This is a genomic window from Candidatus Thiodiazotropha sp. AKAK3 (genome assembly GCF_058244645.1).
In genome coordinates this window covers 32,289-48,763 of sequence record NZ_JBSYOQ010000024.1, presented here as the reverse complement: position 1 = coordinate 48,763, position 16,475 = coordinate 32,289, and the positions used below count along the sequence as shown (strand labels likewise).

Sequence of the window (16,475 nt, the reverse complement as noted above, 5' to 3'; positions counted from 1 at the left end):
AGTGAGCCATCACAAAATGCCGGCCTGTCTGGGGACAAACCCGCCATGAGAGGAGATAACCTGTTTAAATTTCATGAATTTTCTTGTAATTACGATCCACTTCCAGCAAATCCACGTTATGCTCATTGAGTAACTAAAGAGTAAAACAGCCAGGTCTGGTAACCGACAAAACAGAGCAACAACCCCAAACCTTCAATACGATTAATACGGCCCTGTTTACCAAATCCATAACCCATTAAAAACAGGAACATCGTCAAGGCGAACATTACCGGAAGATCCCGGTTCAGCAAATCCGGCGAAAAAGCACCCGGCGCGACCAAACCAGGAATACTCAATACAGCCAGCATATTATATAGGTTTGAACCAATGACATTGCCGATAGCAATATCGTCCTCTCCCTTCAGTGCGCTGGTAATGCTTGCCGCCAGTTCGGGCAGACTGGTGCCGATGGCAACAATAGTCAATCCAATCACCACATCGCTGACGCCGAGCGCCACAGCTATATTGGTCGCACCCCACACCAATATCCGGGAACTGATCAGTAGAAATACCAAACCACCGATCAGAAGAAACAACGCCTTTTTTGTTGGTACATCGTGCGGAATCTCTGCATCGTACTCCCCGGCTATGGGGTCTGCTTCTCCTGTTTTTGCAGTGTAGATCATCCAGCCGAACACAGAGATCAGCAACAGGATCAGGATCGATCCATCCACCTGACTTAAATTGCCATCCCACATCAACACTATGCAAATCACCGTAACAGCAAGCAGAATTGGATATTCGCGCTTAAGTACACTGGAGTGAACAGAGAGAGGGATAACGAGTGCAGTAACACCAAGAATCAGACCGATATTGGCAATATTGGAACCAACCGCATTACCGATCGCCAAACCCGGATTGCCGTTTACCGACGCCATAAGGGAAACCAGAACCTCAGGCGCAGAGGTACCAAACCCTACAACCGTCAGGCCAATCAGCATGGGGGAGACGCCAAGATTGTCCGCCAATGCGGCGGCACCGCTGATAAAGCGATCCGCACTCCATACTAAAACCACCAGACCAATAAGTATCGAGAAACTATGCAGCAACATTAAAATAATATTATTTAGCGAGTTAAATAAACACTGTCACCTGATCTATATCTACTTGAAGATCACCAGGACAGTCGCAGCTTTGTAGCGCTGACACCATATTATTAGGTGATGCGCCAAGAGAATAGTCAAAGGGTTGAGATGATAGCAGAAAGCCAGAGGAAAACACTTGACAATCATATCGGAATATTAGATGATTCTTACATACTGATACTCAGATGTACCAGTTTTCCTCCTTTGGTGGTATATATTCAAGCGCAACATCTCCTGTTGCGCTTTTTTTTTGCTTGGCGACTCGATTTCCAGGATTATCCGCCCAACTACCCTCTGGGAGTGAAATAGTCCTTGTGCCATCCCAGGGGTTCATGTATTATCCGCCGTCTTTTTCGAGGCACAATAGTTCTCCATTGGAGCGACATCGGATGACTACATTAAGCGCAAAACCGGCTGAAGTTCGCCGCAATTGGTACCTTGTGGATGCAACAGACAAGACCCTTGGTCGTCTGTCCACTGAAATTGCACGACGTCTGCGTGGCAAGCACAAACCGGAATATACTCCGCATGTAGATACCGGCGACTATATCGTCGTTGTCAATGCAGAGAAAGTCCGTGTTACCGGTAATAAAATGACAGACAAGATGTACCACCACCACACTGGTTACATCGGTAATATGAAATCCATCAGCTTGGACAAATTGCTTCAGAAGGCACCAGAACGTGCAATCGAGCATGCAGTCAAGGGCATGATGCCGAAAAACCCGTTAGGACGCTCTATGTTTAAAAAGCTGCGTGTCTTTGCTGGTTCCGAGCATACCCACCAGGCTCAGCAACCTCAGCCCCTGGACATCTAAAGGCAAGAGTTTAAGACCATGGCAGATACCCATATCACTACCGGACGCCGTAAAAGTTCCACTGCTCGAGTCTTCATGACTACTGGCAACGGAAACATTACCGTCAACAACCGCCCTCTCGACGAGTACTTCGGTCGCGAAACTGCCCGCATGGTAGTTCGCCAACCGCTGGAAACTACAGGGACTGTCGACAAAGTTGACATCAAAGTCACTGTCAGAGGTGGTGGCACCACTGGTCAGGCTGGCGCCATCCGTCACGGTATCTCCCGTGCACTGGACGCCTATGACGAGTCACTGCACAGCACACTGCGTAGATCAGGATTCCTGACCCGTGACGCCCGTGCTGTTGAGCGTAAGAAAGTCGGACTTCACAAAGCCCGTAAGCGTCCTCAATTCTCCAAGCGCTAAGTCTGGCTTGCGTTGCAGGCGGAGACGCCTGGCACCAAGTCTGCAACTGGGGATTCGTCTAATGGCAGGACAACGGACTCTGACTCCGTATGTGGAGGTTCGAATCCTCCATCCCCAGCCAACAAGTGTTTAAGCCCACCCTGTGTGGGCTTTTTTATTTTCTCTACAAAGCTGCCCGGATGGAGGATTTGAACCGATAAGAGGTTCGACGGAAGAGCGCAGCGATGACGAGCAGCTTCAGCTGACCCCGTAGGGGCGAGGCCGTTAGGCCGAGTAATCCTCCATCCCCAGCCAACAACTATTTAAGCTCACCTCAATAGATGTAGAGAGCCCCTGAGTATGGGCTGGAGGTGTCCTCCATATCATCGCTTTTGCCTGAATTTTCGTCGGGTGCACCGACAACCAATGTCCTCCCATCATGAGAGATACTCAGGCTTGCGCCAAATCTATCGTTTACCATCCGGCAAAACAGGAAACATACCGGCTCTTCCCATCCTGGAGAGGTATCCGGTGCCTTCACATAGGCCTTTTGAATCCATGAAGAGAGGGGGTTTTCCCGGGTAAACTGATATACAGCCCCAGGTTGAGATAGTGCACTGTCATCAGCCTGATCCCCATTCACCCCACGAGCAACAGAGCCCTCATATTGGGCACCAACTGCTACAGACATCCCGTCCCCTGATATCGCAACCTGGTGACCAAAATAGTCATCACTTCCAGTATTGGAAGCCTTAAAATATTCTGACTCAATCCACTGGGAGTTAATACGCTCAAACAGGTAGGCCGCACCTGAATATTCAGCACTATTATCAGATCCATCACTTCCGATCCCGGTTGAGGATGAATCCTCCCCCCAAGCGCCCACAACCATCAGATTGCCATCATCACTAATTGACAGACTGTGACCAAAACGATCCCCGGCTTCACTATTTGAGGATTTGATGTAGGCCTGCTGGGTCCAGCTCTCTCCATCCAATACGAACAGATAGACAGCACCTGACTGAGCTGCACTATTGTCAGACTCACCATCAACACCCATTGACGATGAAGCTTCATAGTGAGCCCCTACAGCCAGGGTTACCCCATCACCGGAAAGTTGTACGGCGCTGCCAAAATAGTCACCTTCCTCGCCGTTTGATGATTCGAGAATAGCCCGCTGTTGCCAGACATCTTCCCCTCCCTCGAATACATAGACCTTTTCAGCTGCCCCCACACTGAGTCGATTGCCACTTGCAGAAAGGGATAGTGCCTGACCAAAAACTTCGCTGGCTGAGCTATCTGATGCCTTGAGATAGGCCAGTTGACCCCAGATGTCAGCATTGCGGGTAAACAGATAGACAGCCCCAGCACTTTGGGCACTGTTATCCTGCTGATCGCCATCCACGCCTGTTGCTGCAGAACTCTCACCAGGGGCACCAACCGCAAGTGTGTTGCCATCGTAAGAGAGTGATACTGCTCTCCCGAAGTCGTCATCCCTATCAGTGTTTGATGCCTTGATATAGGCCTGACGCTGCCATCCACCATCAATGCGAGCAAACAGATAGACTGCGCCAGCACTCATTTTATAGTCTGGAGTGAAGCTCCACTCGCCATCGATACCTGTAGCCGGTGAGATATCACCTGGCGCACCAACCGCCAGTGTCAACCCATCCCCTGAAACTGCAACAGAAGTTCCAAAATAGTCTTCCCAACTGGTTTCATAGCCTTTCAGATATCCAATCGTGTCGAGCATCAATGAGCTGATAGTGATAGATTCAGAATCGACACATTGACCAGCCTCGTTGCAGGCCTGTATCAAATAGGAAGTATTGAGCCAATCTTCCAAGTGCACCGAAATCTCTTCGTCAACCTGGGTTGATGTGAGATCCGAGCCTTGCTGGTTAAAGCCTGAAATCCCGTCCGGGTTCTTCAGCAGCCGATAGTGGTTGGCACCCACATCATCCCAGAAGAATCGAAGTAGTTTGGTATTTTCCGCTGAAACAGTGAGGCTGAGCGCCTGAACAGTGCAGTTGATTTGAACATTCGTTATTTCGGCTCCCGAGAGGGTACCAGTGCCGTTATTGACGGTGCAGGTTTGCCCAGATGGTTGGCTGGCGATGGTTACCTCATAGGCCGCACCGTCATCCAGCTCAATGGCAAATGAAAAACGGCCGTCACCAGCGACAGGAAGGGTATCCCCCCCGTTGATTTGAAGCACGAGGCCATCAGCTGTCAGACCAGTGACCTCACCACCAACTCGATAGGAGGTTTCACTACTGCCACCACAAGCGCTCAACAGCAATAGCAGATTCAATATAAATCCAGAACGAACCACTATCCCTGAAAACACTTCCATTAAATCTTCCTTTTCACTCTATCGAGTCATCCTATAACAAAGCGCTTAGGGGTGAACTATATTTTGTTACCGTTTAATTAACATCTCAAATGCTGCCCCTACCTCACAATTGTGAACATTACCCTTAAACAGAATTTAATTCCTAATACATTGACCCAGATCAACGTATTCCGCTAAGACATTCAATAGATTCCAAATTGGTGGCTTGGTAACGAACCACCAGCAACTCTTGGAAAAAGAGCACACTTAAATCTTGGAGGGATTCTATCGATCACTAACTCACCAACCTGCACTCTAAACCCGAATACTGCCCCTATTGAGCCGAATCAGCGGCTTCACATCCATCAGTAGCAGAATTTGGGTGAGTCGCACCTCAACATCAGAAATGGATAAGGAGAGGGTCATGCGTCGAAAAATCACCGCATCAGTGATGCAACTACTCGCTATCCTGGGACTGGTCGCAGTCGCAGGAACAACTCATGCCGCAATTATCGACTTCAGTTCGGGAACGTTCCTCGACAGGTCACCAGGTACCGGAGTCGACTACTATTCTCAGGATGGCTATATCGTCGAGATTGCAAACCCAGCGCACAACACAGACATGACAGTCTGCCCGAATAGATGGTGTTTCGATAATATTTGGGGTGTCCCCGCAGAAACAACCTTTATTACCCGCGCCGATGGAGGGGCATTTGATCTCACCAGCTTACAGATCTTTGCTAATACAGCTTCTGGAGTGAACTTCAGTGCTGATAGCGGCGCCTTCCTGAACTCCACTGATTTCGGAACCATCAGTTTCGATACCGCGTTTCAAGATATCACACTGCTGAGGATGGACATTCCTTGTGGATTTGCGACAAGTTGCGGCATAACCCTCGACAATATCGATGTTAGCCCAGTCCCCATCCCTGCTGCTGTCTGGCTCTTTGGTAGCGGGCTTTTGGGATTAATTGGTTTCAGGCATAAGAGAGAGGCAGATCAGGCTTGACTGCCCAGATAGGGCTGCTCATCAGCAGCCCTGTCGAAAGGCATCACGACTGCTTCGTTTTCAGCCGACTCACTTCGCCACATACTCCGCCACTGGCGGATGGTAAATCATCTGCAGCGTAACGCCATCTGGATCAAAACAGTAGAAACTCCTGGCACCATCCCGATGGGTGCGAGGAGAAGTGCGCATCTTCACACCCTGCTCAGTCAGAAAATCATACCATTCGTCAACGCTCTCTGGGCTACTGAGCATAAAGCCTATGTGGTCGAGACGCTGGGCAGCTTCATCAAATGTCTCAACGGCTATCTTATGCAGCGCCAGATTGTCCGGCCCGGAAGTCAGATATAGATTATCAGGGTCTGGTCGCCACTCAATTTGCATACCCAGCAATTCAACATAGAAGTGCTCGCTGCTGGCCATATCCCTGACATTCAGCGCAACGTGGCGCATGCCAATGTGACTTTCAGGTCTTTTCATGAATAACCTCATTCACGGCCTGCTCCCAGATCTCCTGACCACAGGCACGCTGAACCACCAGAGGCAGAGCAACAGGTCCATGAGAGAGGAGCTGCTCATGCAAGGTCAGTGGAGATGAACCAGGATTTGCCTGAATATACTGATTGGACAGGTGCTCAAGCAGATCAGCACCCAGCAGGGCCATAAAGGCATCTGTAGGTCGTCTGGAGATGGCAGTCAGGCTGACTTCCGCCCAGCAGGGAATATCTGATAATGGTTTCAATCGCTCAAGTGCCTGGCGACTGTCTATTTGACCAGAGTGAAATTCGAGATCGACAGAGGCCTGTTCCGCCAGCGCCAACCTTCTCTGATTGAGCAGTGTACGATCCTGCTCATCGAAATAACCATTTGCTTCTAAAAGACGGCTCATATAGTGGGCCCAGCCCCGTTTGAAAGCGGCTGATGGATTGATCTGACGCACTAGGCTATGTGCCGGTACGCCCCCAGCCCAGGCCAGATAGTGACGCCCTGCCCAACTGCCATAGAGGTTGCGCATTCGAATCGCTGACCGGCTCTCGCCTCCCCCAACCTGCTGATCATGGGGAATCAAGAGCACCCCCCCCTGCTCGGTGCGCAGATAACTGCCACAGTCCGGCTGCCTGAAACAGCTATCGGTGACACGAAACTCAAGTGGCTGTTCTGAATCGGGCAACAGCTGCTGCTGCTGCAGAAAGTCCCGTAATATTTTTGCTTCTTCGCGATAGGCCTTTATTCGATCATTTCCGCTGAGAATTTCGCCTCTATCCTCTCTCAGGTCAGTGACGCTTAAACCTTGTGATTCCAGGGACTGGTAGGTCTCTTGAAGTCGTTTACGCGCAAAACCTAGTGCTTGCTTAACCTCAAGATCGATCTGATCGCGGTTGCGCAGCAACCAGCCCAGCAGTGCCTCTCCACAGTCTGCCGTTCCTGATGCAACCGGGGCCAGCTCTTTGACAAGGCTCTTCCTGTAATCCCCAACGGCTTCTGCAGCCTTGCTGGCCAGGGTCTGTAATCTGCCCTGGTCGGCACAACACTCCCGGGTTTGCGGTAGATCCCGTCCCAGCCTTTTTAGCCAGGGTTCGCCCTTTTCAGCTGTCTCCAGGGCGTCGGCCAACCAGAGTGTCGATACCACCCCAGGCAGCTCTGACAATCGACCCCGGGCATCACGCAGATAGTTCGGGGTAAGCTCCAACACCCCCATCAACGCCTCACAGAGACGATCTGGTTGGCGCACGATCAACTCCTGAAGTTGATTCAAGGGAAGATATCTGGCCGGGTCGCGGTAACGCCAATCCTGCTCCAGCAGCATCCGATGTTCAACAAATGCCGCCCCATAGATCAGCTGTAGATCGAGCTGTCGATCTGCATCCAACTGTTCCGAATCAAGCTCTTTGAGGCTAACCAGCAGGTTACTGATCAGGTTCGCCAAAGCGCCATTGTCATCATCACCATCGGCATTGAGTCGACCTTCGTATCCAGAAACTGAGGCAAAAACTGCAGCCAAAGGATGAAAGCGGAACCAGGCGCGATAGTAATCGGCAACCAGTTCGTCGAATACACCGGCATCATTGCTCATTGATAATCTCATAGTCATGGGTGATTTTAGCTGTAGCGCCCAGCATTATAGAGGCAGAGCAGTATTTTTCTGCACTCAATGAGATCGCACGGGAGACATGTTTTTCACTCAGCTCCCGGCCGCTAACAACAAAGTGGGCATGAATGGCTGTAAAGACCTTCGGATCCTCTTCAGACCGCTGAGCCTCAAGCTCAACCACACACCCTGTCACTTGCTGGCGGGACTTTCTCAGCATTGAGAGTACATCAAACTCAGTACACCCGCCCATACCCAGGAGTAACATCTCCATTGGTCTGACGCCCAGATTTCTACCGCCATGTTCAGGTGGGCCATCCATAATCACCCCATGACCACTACCAGCTTCCCCCATCATGGTGGCTGCCTCCACCCATACGACCCGTGCTTTCATTGTTAACTCCAATTTGTTCATCTTTCAGGTCTGACACAAAATTCAGAAATAAACGATAAACATGAATTACGTTGAATTTATGACTTGTTGTTTTTTGTTACACTATATATAGGCGAGTCTACAGAAGGCTGTAAATTCGACAAGTTGAAACAGTTGCTTGACTTGATCCTACGCTTTAACTGAACATGGCTTCAAACCAAAGCAAGGGCTCAGATTTGCAACCATGAAGATCATCGAGAGCTGCCCTGGGGCAGAATGCTGTATTGCTCTGCAAGCTGATCTCTTAAATAAACAACCTTAATTCAGAGTCCGAAGATCATGACGATCATACAACCGCCACCGCAGGAACCAGAATATCTACAACGATTCCTGTCATTTTGTCATCGCCGACGCTACCCAAAAAACACCGAGATCATACATATTGGCGACCCGGCAGATATACTCTACTACATCACGGAAGGCTCGGTGGCTGTCTACATCGAAGATGAAGATGGTCGGGAAATCATCCTTACCTACCTGAATAAAGGCCAGTTCGTGGGAGAGATGGGTCTCTTCGTCCCCGAGCCGAAACGCAGTGTTATGGTGCGTACTCGTGCCTCCTGCCAGATTGCAGAAATAAGCTATCAACGCCTGGAACAGCTCTTCACCCATGACCTGAAGGACTTCTCCAAGGATATTCTCTACGCCATGGGGGCTCAGTTATCCCAGCGTCTTAACCAGACAAGCAACAAGGTAGGACATCTGGCCTTTTTTGATGTCACAGGGCGTATTGCCCGCACCCTGCTTGATCTGTGTAAGGAACCTGACGCGATGACCCATCCGGACGGCATGCAGATCCGCATCACCAGACAGGAGATCGGACGCATCGTAGGCTGTTCCAGGGAGATGGCAGGCAGAGTACTGAAAAACCTTGAGGAGCAGGGTCTGATCAGCGTTAAGGGTAAAACCATCGTGGTGTTTGGCACCCGCTGACCGCTCTCCAATCGCGTAGGGTGCGGCCCAGCCGCACCTTTCAGGCTCAAGAGAGTATCTCTACCGACCCCATTGAGTTGGCAGCTTCATAGCCTCAGCTTATATCACCGTTATGCCAAGTGTCCGTTCATTGCAGCAAGCCTGGCAGCTATCTCCACCCTCCTGAAAGGAAGGTGGCAGGGGTTATCATCCCCCCATCTCCAACACCTTCTGGTAACGGGGGCAGTTGGTCAAATGGTCATTGACCATTCCCACCGATTGCATGAAAGCGTAACAGATCGTGGTGCCGACAAAACGGAACCCCTTGCGTTTCAGTTCCTTACTCAGAGCATCAGAGATCGAGGTGCTGGCTGGCACCTGCTCAAGCTTGCGCCAACTGTTCTGCACAGGCGCTCCCTCCACAAAAGACCATAGGTACTCGGCGAACCCCTCACCAGCCTCCAGCTCAAGGAAGGCCTGGGCATTACCGATCGTCGCACTGACCTTAAGCCGGTTACGTACAATCCCCGAGTCCCCAAGTAACCTGGCAACATCCTCCTCACCATATGCGGCAATCTTTGTCGCATTGAAGCCATCGAAGGCGCGTCTATAGCCATCCCGTTTGCGTAATATAGTCAGCCATGAGAGTCCCGCCTGCGCCCCTTCCAGAATCAGCATTTCAAACAGATGTTGCGGGTCACGGGAGGGTACCCCCCACTCCTGATCATGGTATTGGATATACTCATCATGTCCCAGGCACCAGGGACAGGGTTCCGATTTCATTGTTTTTCGCTCTCCTTTGGCCCAATCCAGAATTGCGGTACATGTGCCACCTCCCAGCAAAAACCGTCCGGATCTCTAAAGTAGCCAGAATAGCCTCCCCAAAATGTATCCTGGGCCGGTTTTATCACTTTTGCCCCTGCAGATGCTGCTTCCGCCATAACCCGGTCGACGCCAGCCTTGTCAGCTAGATTATGGGCCAGAGTTATCGGGCTCTGCTCAGCTTTACCTAGAGAGAAGCCCATATCCTCTTCCAATGCTGATTTGGGATAGAGGCCAAGCCAGCTTCCCTGTAGTTCGAAAAATGCCACTGCATCACTCTCGAAATCGTAGCGTGGCAGACCCAATTTCTCATAGAACTGAATGGATAGTGAGAGGTCAGTCACGCCTAGCGTGATTAAATTAATTCTTGGCTGCACAGTAATTTCTCCTTGAGTTTGATTTCTCAATAGGAGTCTATGCTCTGCCTACTGACAACGGGGTGTCAGCAGTGAAATTGCATGGTGATCCGATCCACTAGTGTGGTGCGTCATACTAGCCAACATCATCCTCAACACTGATCAGGAAAAGAGTGTCTTTAATCTCGCTCCAGGATCTTCGGCCCTCATAAAGGCTTCGCCTACGAGAAAGGCATTGACCTGGTGGCTGCGCATGCGGGTGACATCTTCACGATCCAGTATGCCGCTTTCGGTCACCACGATTCTCTCTGAAGGTATCTGCTGAAGAAGACCCAGGGTTGTATCGAGAGTGACCTCGAAACTGCGCAGGTTTCTATTGTTGATGCCGATCAGCCGGTTGTCGACTGCCAGAGCTCGCTTCAGCTCCGCCTCATCATGCACCTCAATTAGCACATCCATACCCAGCTCATGGGCGAGGTCATTCAGTGAGTTGAGCTGCTGGTCATTCAGGCAGGCCACGATCAACAATATGCAATCGGCATCAATGGCACGGGCCTCATAGACCTGGTAGGGATCGATGATGAAGTCCTTGCGTATCACCGGCAGCTGACAGGCAGCTCTTGCCTGTTGCAGATACTCATCACTCCCCTGAAAAAAATCGATATCGGTCAATACCGAAAGACAGGCCGCACCACCCTTTTGATAGCTGCTGGCGATCTCAGCAGGCCTGAAATCCTCTCTCAACACCCCCTTACTTGGGGAGGCCTTTTTGATTTCAGCAATCACGCCGGCCTGGCCCGCGTCGATCTTGCCAGCTATGGCATCGGCAAAACCTCGTGGCTCTGAGCTGTGGCAGAGCTGCTCCTTGAGGGACTCCAGGCTGCAGACATCGACTCGAGCGGCAATCTCTTCAAGTTTACGCCGAACAATCTTTTTCAGGATATCTGGGGTATCACTCATAATCACTCAAAACTCTGGGTCAAAACCACTAACCTGTCGAGCCTGCTCCTCGCCTCACCGCTGGTGATAGCCGCATCGGCTTTTTCAATCCCTTGTTTGAGGCTGCTGGCGATACCCGAACTATAAATCGCAGCACCGGCATTGATCATGACAATATCCCGAGCTGGCCCTGGTTTATCCTCGAGTACACCTCGAATGGTTGCGAGACTCTCAGTCGCATCATTGACCTGAATCGTCTCGAGGGGATTACGGGTGACCCCGAAATCCTCGGGTTGAATGGTGAAACGCCTGATCTGGCCATCTTTCAACTCCGCCACATCAGTTGCGTCGCCAATACTGATCTCATCGAGACCATCCCGGGAGTGCACCACCATCACATGACGACTGCCCAATCTTTGTAAAACTTCGGCCAGTGGTTCAAGCAGCTCATCGCTAAAGACCCCCAAAAGCAGGTTGGGAACACCAGCGGGGTTGGTCAACGGCCCCAATACATTGAAGATGGTTCGAACACCCATCTCTTTGCGAGGACCGATGGCATGTTTCATCGCGTTGTGATGACCGGGAGCAAACATAAAACCAACCCCAACCTCACGTACACACTGCTCGACCTGTTGTGGAGTCAGATCCAGTCGCACACCAGCCGCCTCCAGGGCATCAGCACTACCCGATTTGGAAGAGACAGATCGATTACCATGTTTGGCGACATGGCAGCCAGCCGCTGCGGCAACAAACATACAGGCGGTAGAGACATTGAAGGTGCCTGAAGAGTCGCCACCGGTACCCACGATATCCACCGGATGAGTTAAATCACCAATCGACACACCGGATGCCAGTTCACGCATCACCGATGCTGCAGCAGCGATCTCGGCAACCGTCTCCCCTTTCATCCGCAGTCCGATAAGAAATCCGCCGATCTGTGCTGCGGTGGCACCACCAGTCATGATGGTCTGCATCACCGCTGTCATCTCTTCACCGGTCAGATCCTGGCGGGCCAGAATCTTATTGATGGCTTGTTGCATTTCCACGTGCTCCCCCCCTGTTGAACTTATTGTTATAAGTCTTATACAGTTTATATCAGAAGTAGGGTGCGGCCCTGCCGCACCAACATTCGCAATCAATGGCAGAACCATTGCTGCGGCAGTACCGCACTCTACACCCCGTCGACAAAGTTCTTCAGTAAATCATGTCCATGCCGGGTAAGGATCGATTCAGGATGGAACTGCACGCCCTGTATCGCCAGGGTTTTGTGCCTGACCCCCATGATCTCATCCATAGAGCCATCCTCCAGCTCAGTCCATGCGGTGATCTCAAGACACTCCGGCAAACTCTCTTTGTCAACAACCAGAGAGTGGTAGCGAGTTGCCTGAAAGGGGTTTTCAAGGTCATGGAAGACCCCAATATCCCGATGGTGGATCGGTGAGGTCTTACCATGCATGACTTGCCTGGCATGTATGATATCGCCACCGAATGCCTGGCCAATGGATTGGTGGCCCAGACAGACACCAAGAATCGGAATCTTTCCAGCGTAAGTCTGAATAACCTCAACTGAGATTCCCGCTTCATTCGGGGTGCAGGGTCCGGGTGAGATAACGATATGGTCAGGACACAGAGCACCCACATCCTTCACTTCGATCTCATCATTCCGAACCACCTTGACCTCGACACCCAGTTCACCCAGATACTGAACCAGGTTGTAGGTGAAGGAGTCATAATTGTCGATCATCAATAGCATGACTAGCTCGCATTTCTTACAGGGATTTGGATTTTTGGGGCAAACCGGTCGAAGCAGGTTGGACGATCGGTCGCAGAAGTATAGCCGTGCCTATAGCTCAAGACCGATCGTTCAAGATGCTCGGCCGGGCTGTTCCAAAAACCAAATAGGACAAAGTGAGGTTTCATCTCCATACCTTCAATTACAGTAACCATTCAACTATCAGCATTGTTCTCGTTTAGAGGGTCCGCCCTGTGAGAAATGCGGGCTAGACCTCCTCATCACAGGCATGGCGATCAAGCCCCGCCTCTGCCAGAGCAACAGCCCGAAATACGGCACGACCTTTGTTCATCGTCTCTTTCCACTCCAGTTCAGGTACCGAGTCGGCTACTATTCCCGCGCCAGCCTGGATATGTAGCGTCTTGTCTTTAATGACAGCTGTACGAATAGCGATAGCGGTATCCATGTTGCCATTCCATGAGATATATCCCACGGCCCCTGAATAGACGCCCCGCTTCACCGGCTCCAGTTCGTCGATGATCTCCATGGCTCTGATTTTTGGTGCGCCACTCACCGTACCCGCTGGAAATGTGGCACGCAGCAGGTCGATAGCACTCATCTCGTCGCGAATGGCGCCAGTGACATTGGATACGATATGCATCACATGGGAGTATCGCTCCACAATCATCTTGTCGGTCAAAGTAACAGTGCCAATCTTAGCCACCCTGCCGGTATCGTTGCGACCCAGATCGATCAACATCAGGTGCTCTGCAAGCTCCTTGGGATCTGCCAGCAGCTCCTCCTCCAGCGCCTTGTCCTCTTCCTCGCTGTAGCCACGTCTGCGGGTACCCGCAATCGGCCTTACCGTCACCTCGCCATCTTCCAGGCGGGTCAGAATTTCAGGTGAAGAACCAACAATATGAAACTCCTTCAGATTGAGGTAGTACATATAGGGTGACGGGTTCAAGCCTCGCAGTGCACGATAGAGATCCAACGGAGGTGCTTCAAAGGGAATAGAGAGTCGCTGGGAGACCACGACCTGCATGCAGTCGCCATCGAGAATATATTGCTTACTACGTTCGACTGCCTGCTTGTAACCCTGTTCGGTAAATCCCGAGACAAAGTCGGATTCATTGACCTGTCTCGAACTCCCCTTACCTATCTTGGGAACTGGCTGACGCATCTCCTGTATCAGTTCACAGATCCTTTTCTGTGCCGTATCCAGCGTTCCTCCTTGAGAGGGATCAACATGCACAATGACATAGAGGCGGCCTGTGAGGTTATCGAATACAACCACCTCATCGGAGACCATCAGCAGAATATCCGGATTTTCCAATAGATCAGGATTGGGACATTTCGCCAGCTTGGGCTCGATATAGCGAATGATATCGTAACCGAAATATCCAACCAGGCCACCGTTGAATCTAGGCAGCCCTTCAATCTCTGCAACCTGGTAGCGTTGTTGAAAATCTTCGATCCAGGCCAGCGGATCCTCCACCTGATGAGACTCAACCACCTCATCATCACTGACCACTTCGACCTTTTGCCCGAAAACCCTGACATGGGTGCGACAAGGCAGGCCAATGATCGAATAGCGACCCCACTTCTCGCCCCCCTGTACAGATTCGAACAGATAGGAGTAGGGCGCATTGGCCAACTTCATATAGACGCTGAGGGGGGTATCGAGATCAGCAAGGACCTCACAGACAACAGGTATGCGGTTGTAGCCCTGTTGCTCCAGGGCTGCGAATTCTTGGGGGGTCATTTTCCTCTCCACACAAAAGACGATAAAACGGTTGAGCTAGAGTTGGCAGTCACCAACGCCATCGTGCACCATTCATCAAGGTCTCATTGCGTGAAAGCAGGATCATCACTATCTTCAATTAGGTAAAAAACTTGCGATAACCTTACTAGAAAACGGCACCTTAGCTCAAGCAGCGTTTTCAAGAATTCCCTGGATCTCGGTCAATGAATCAATCACTGCATCAGGGGCATAGTTGCGGATATCCTCACCATGATTATATCCGTAGCTCATACAGACAATCTGGAAGTTGGCCGCCCTGGCCGCTTTTACATCGCTTTGGGAATCTCCCACCATCAATGAAGCTGAAGGATCTATACCCAGATTCTCTGCGGCATGCAGCAAGGGCAATGGGTCGGGCTTTTTCTTTGGCAGGGTATCACCGGCGATAATGATCTCGAAATCATCATGTATACCCAGATCCTTTAACAGGGGAAGGGTAAATTGAGCCGCCTTGTTGGTCACACATCCCAGTCTGTAGCCCTGACGTTTCAAATAGTCGAGACCCTCACGAATTCCTGGATAGAGCATCGAACGCTGACTGGTGTTTAGCGCATAGAGTTCCAGAAAAATTGGGTATGCCTCGACAAAGTCCGCTTCATCCGGCTCACCATCCAACTGACCGATCAATGCACGGCGAACCAGTCGCTCCACCCCATTGCCGACCCAGTCGCGAACGCGCTCTTCGCCATGCACGGGTCGGCCGAGCCGTTTCATCATCTCATCAACGCAATAAGCCAGATCGGGCACACTATCAACCAGGGTACCGTCCACATCTATGAGGATCATTTCAGGTTTCTTGATCATGCCAAAATCTCTCTAACAAGCACTTGAATTTCGACTCTGCATGGTGCGGCATTGCCGCACCCACAGATTAACGAATTAAACCTTTGCCATCTCTGCCTTCATCTTGCCGACGATGGTGTCATAACGGTTGGCATCACTCTCTCCAGGAAAACCGAAGATACCGGAACCGGAAACGAATGTGTCTGCCCCTGCTGCCTTGATCTCCGCAATATTGTCGACCTTGACGCCGCCATCGATCTCCAGACGAATATCCAGTCCTGAGTCATCGATCAGCTTGCGGCATGCACGAAGTTTGTCCAGGGTCGCTGGAATGAAGCTCTGCCCACCGAAACCCGGGTTGACTGACATCAGCAGGATCATATCGACCTTGTCGAGTACATAGTCCAGGTGACTCAAGGGTGTTGCAGGATTGAAAACCAGGCCGGATTTGCATCCTTCAGAGCGGATCAGCTGCAAGCTGCGATCGATATGTTCAGAGGCTTCAGGATGAAAGGTAATATAGGTTGCCCCCGCTTTGGCGAAATCTGGAATGATTCTATCCACTGGCTTGACCATCATGTGTACATCGATATCAGCGGTAACGCCATGTTTGCGCAGTGCCTCACAGACCAATGGTCCGATGGTCAGGTTGGGCACGTAATGGTTATCCATGACATCAAAATGGACAATCTCGGCGCCTGAAGCGAGAACGTTGTCCACTTCCTCTCCAAGTTTGGCAAAATCCGCAGACAGAATGGAAGGTGCGATCTTATCGGACTGACGAGCCATGTTGTTATCTCCTACTGTGTGATCCCCATGCCTGGCCTGGCTGGAGGCTTGGCGCAAACCCATTTTCACGCCTCGGTTTTCAAAAGGATGGCCACTTTAACTCAAAGCGATGCTATTTTCAGCTATCCCATAAGAGGGGTATTCAC

At 51.0% G+C, this 16,475-nt stretch carries 17 protein-coding genes and 1 tRNA gene; 5 read left to right on the top strand and 13 right to left on the bottom strand.

All coding sequences use genetic code 11. From position 1 onward, the window contains the following. Window positions 1-122: 122 nt before the first annotated feature. Window positions 123-1,091, bottom strand: coding sequence for a calcium/sodium antiporter (locus tag AC4IE7_RS04065; protein ID WP_490775528.1), 969 nt, complete (start codon window positions 1,089-1,091; stop codon window positions 123-125). A 422-nt stretch (window positions 1,092-1,513) separates the two neighbouring features. Between AC4IE7_RS04065 and rplM the strand changes: the two genes are divergently transcribed. The 3 genes from rplM to AC4IE7_RS04050 all read left to right on the top strand — a co-directional run bounded on the left by rplM (window position 1,514) and on the right by AC4IE7_RS04050 (window position 2,471). Next, window positions 1,514-1,942, top strand: a complete 429-nt coding sequence (gene rplM / locus AC4IE7_RS04060) for a 50S ribosomal protein L13 (RefSeq protein WP_490775527.1) — start codon at window positions 1,514-1,516, stop codon at window positions 1,940-1,942. 18 nt (window positions 1,943-1,960) lie between these two features. Then, complete coding sequence (rpsI, locus tag AC4IE7_RS04055; protein ID WP_490775526.1) at window positions 1,961-2,350, top strand: 30S ribosomal protein S9; 390 nt, start codon at window positions 1,961-1,963, stop codon at window positions 2,348-2,350. A 47-nt stretch (window positions 2,351-2,397) separates the two neighbouring features. Beyond that, window positions 2,398-2,471: transfer RNA gene (locus AC4IE7_RS04050), tRNA-Gln, on the top strand. Window positions 2,472-2,663: 192 nt separating this feature from the next. Here AC4IE7_RS04050 and AC4IE7_RS04045 read toward each other — a convergent pair. Next, window positions 2,664-4,685 carry a hypothetical protein gene (locus tag AC4IE7_RS04045; protein ID WP_490775525.1) on the bottom strand — a complete coding sequence of 674 codons (2,022 nt, stop codon included), beginning with the start codon at window positions 4,683-4,685 and terminating at the stop codon, window positions 2,664-2,666. Window positions 4,686-5,088: 403 nt separating this feature from the next. On the opposite strand from AC4IE7_RS04045, the gene AC4IE7_RS04040 reads away from it, so the two are divergent. Then, entirely contained in the window at window positions 5,089-5,673 is a 585-nt protein-coding gene (locus AC4IE7_RS04040; RefSeq protein WP_490775524.1) for a hypothetical protein, read from the top strand. A 69-nt stretch (window positions 5,674-5,742) separates the two neighbouring features. On the opposite strand, the gene AC4IE7_RS04035 is transcribed toward AC4IE7_RS04040, so the two are convergent. The 3 genes from AC4IE7_RS04035 to AC4IE7_RS04025 are packed head-to-tail and all read right to left on the bottom strand — an operon-like array spanning window position 5,743 to window position 8,153. Further along, on the bottom strand, window positions 5,743-6,150 hold the full coding sequence (locus tag AC4IE7_RS04035) for a VOC family protein (RefSeq protein WP_490775523.1): 408 nt from the start codon (window positions 6,148-6,150) through the stop codon (window positions 5,743-5,745). Further along, entirely contained in the window at window positions 6,137-7,744 is a 1,608-nt protein-coding gene (locus tag AC4IE7_RS04030; protein WP_490775522.1) for a DUF885 family protein, read from the bottom strand. Before AC4IE7_RS04030 ends, AC4IE7_RS04035 begins: the two co-directional genes overlap by 14 nt. Continuing rightward, window positions 7,734-8,153: an OsmC family protein gene (locus AC4IE7_RS04025; RefSeq protein WP_490775521.1), complete on the bottom strand. Its 420-nt coding sequence runs from the start codon at window positions 8,151-8,153 to the stop codon at window positions 7,734-7,736. Before AC4IE7_RS04025 ends, AC4IE7_RS04030 begins: the two co-directional genes overlap by 11 nt. Before the next feature lie 318 nt (window positions 8,154-8,471). Here AC4IE7_RS04025 and crp point away from each other — a divergent pair, with 318 nt between their 5' ends. Then, window positions 8,472-9,125, top strand: coding sequence for a cAMP-activated global transcriptional regulator CRP (crp, locus tag AC4IE7_RS04020; protein ID WP_490775520.1), 654 nt, complete (start codon window positions 8,472-8,474; stop codon window positions 9,123-9,125). Between the two features lie 186 nt (window positions 9,126-9,311). Here crp and AC4IE7_RS04015 read toward each other — a convergent pair whose 3' ends face one another. The 8 genes from AC4IE7_RS04015 to rpe form a co-directional block, all read right to left on the bottom strand. Continuing rightward, window positions 9,312-9,887 carry a DNA-3-methyladenine glycosylase I gene (locus tag AC4IE7_RS04015; RefSeq protein ID WP_490775519.1) on the bottom strand — a complete coding sequence of 192 codons (576 nt, stop codon included), beginning with the start codon at window positions 9,885-9,887 and terminating at the stop codon, window positions 9,312-9,314. Beyond that, window positions 9,884-10,303, bottom strand: a complete 420-nt coding sequence (locus AC4IE7_RS04010; protein ID WP_490775518.1) for a VOC family protein — start codon at window positions 10,301-10,303, stop codon at window positions 9,884-9,886. Before AC4IE7_RS04010 ends, AC4IE7_RS04015 begins: the two co-directional genes overlap by 4 nt. Window positions 10,304-10,444: 141 nt before the next feature. Continuing rightward, on the bottom strand, window positions 10,445-11,242 hold the full coding sequence (gene trpC / locus AC4IE7_RS04005) for an indole-3-glycerol phosphate synthase TrpC (RefSeq protein WP_490775517.1): 798 nt from the start codon (window positions 11,240-11,242) through the stop codon (window positions 10,445-10,447). A gap of 2 nt (window positions 11,243-11,244) precedes the next feature. Continuing rightward, window positions 11,245-12,267 (bottom strand): anthranilate phosphoribosyltransferase, encoded by a 1,023-nt coding sequence (gene trpD / locus AC4IE7_RS04000; protein WP_490775516.1) that lies wholly within the window; start codon window positions 12,265-12,267, stop codon window positions 11,245-11,247. Window positions 12,268-12,392: 125 nt separating this feature from the next. Continuing rightward, window positions 12,393-12,974 (bottom strand): anthranilate synthase component II, encoded by a 582-nt coding sequence (locus AC4IE7_RS03995; RefSeq protein WP_490775515.1) that lies wholly within the window; start codon window positions 12,972-12,974, stop codon window positions 12,393-12,395. A 247-nt stretch (window positions 12,975-13,221) separates the two neighbouring features. Beyond that, window positions 13,222-14,718 (bottom strand): anthranilate synthase component I, encoded by a 1,497-nt coding sequence (gene trpE, locus AC4IE7_RS03990; RefSeq protein ID WP_490775514.1) that lies wholly within the window; start codon window positions 14,716-14,718, stop codon window positions 13,222-13,224. 165 nt (window positions 14,719-14,883) lie between these two features. Next, complete coding sequence (locus AC4IE7_RS03985) at window positions 14,884-15,561, bottom strand: phosphoglycolate phosphatase (RefSeq protein ID WP_490775513.1); 678 nt, start codon at window positions 15,559-15,561, stop codon at window positions 14,884-14,886. Between the two features lie 75 nt (window positions 15,562-15,636). Continuing rightward, on the bottom strand, window positions 15,637-16,329 hold the full coding sequence (gene rpe / locus AC4IE7_RS03980; protein ID WP_490775512.1) for a ribulose-phosphate 3-epimerase: 693 nt from the start codon (window positions 16,327-16,329) through the stop codon (window positions 15,637-15,639). Window positions 16,330-16,475 lie beyond the last annotated feature (146 nt).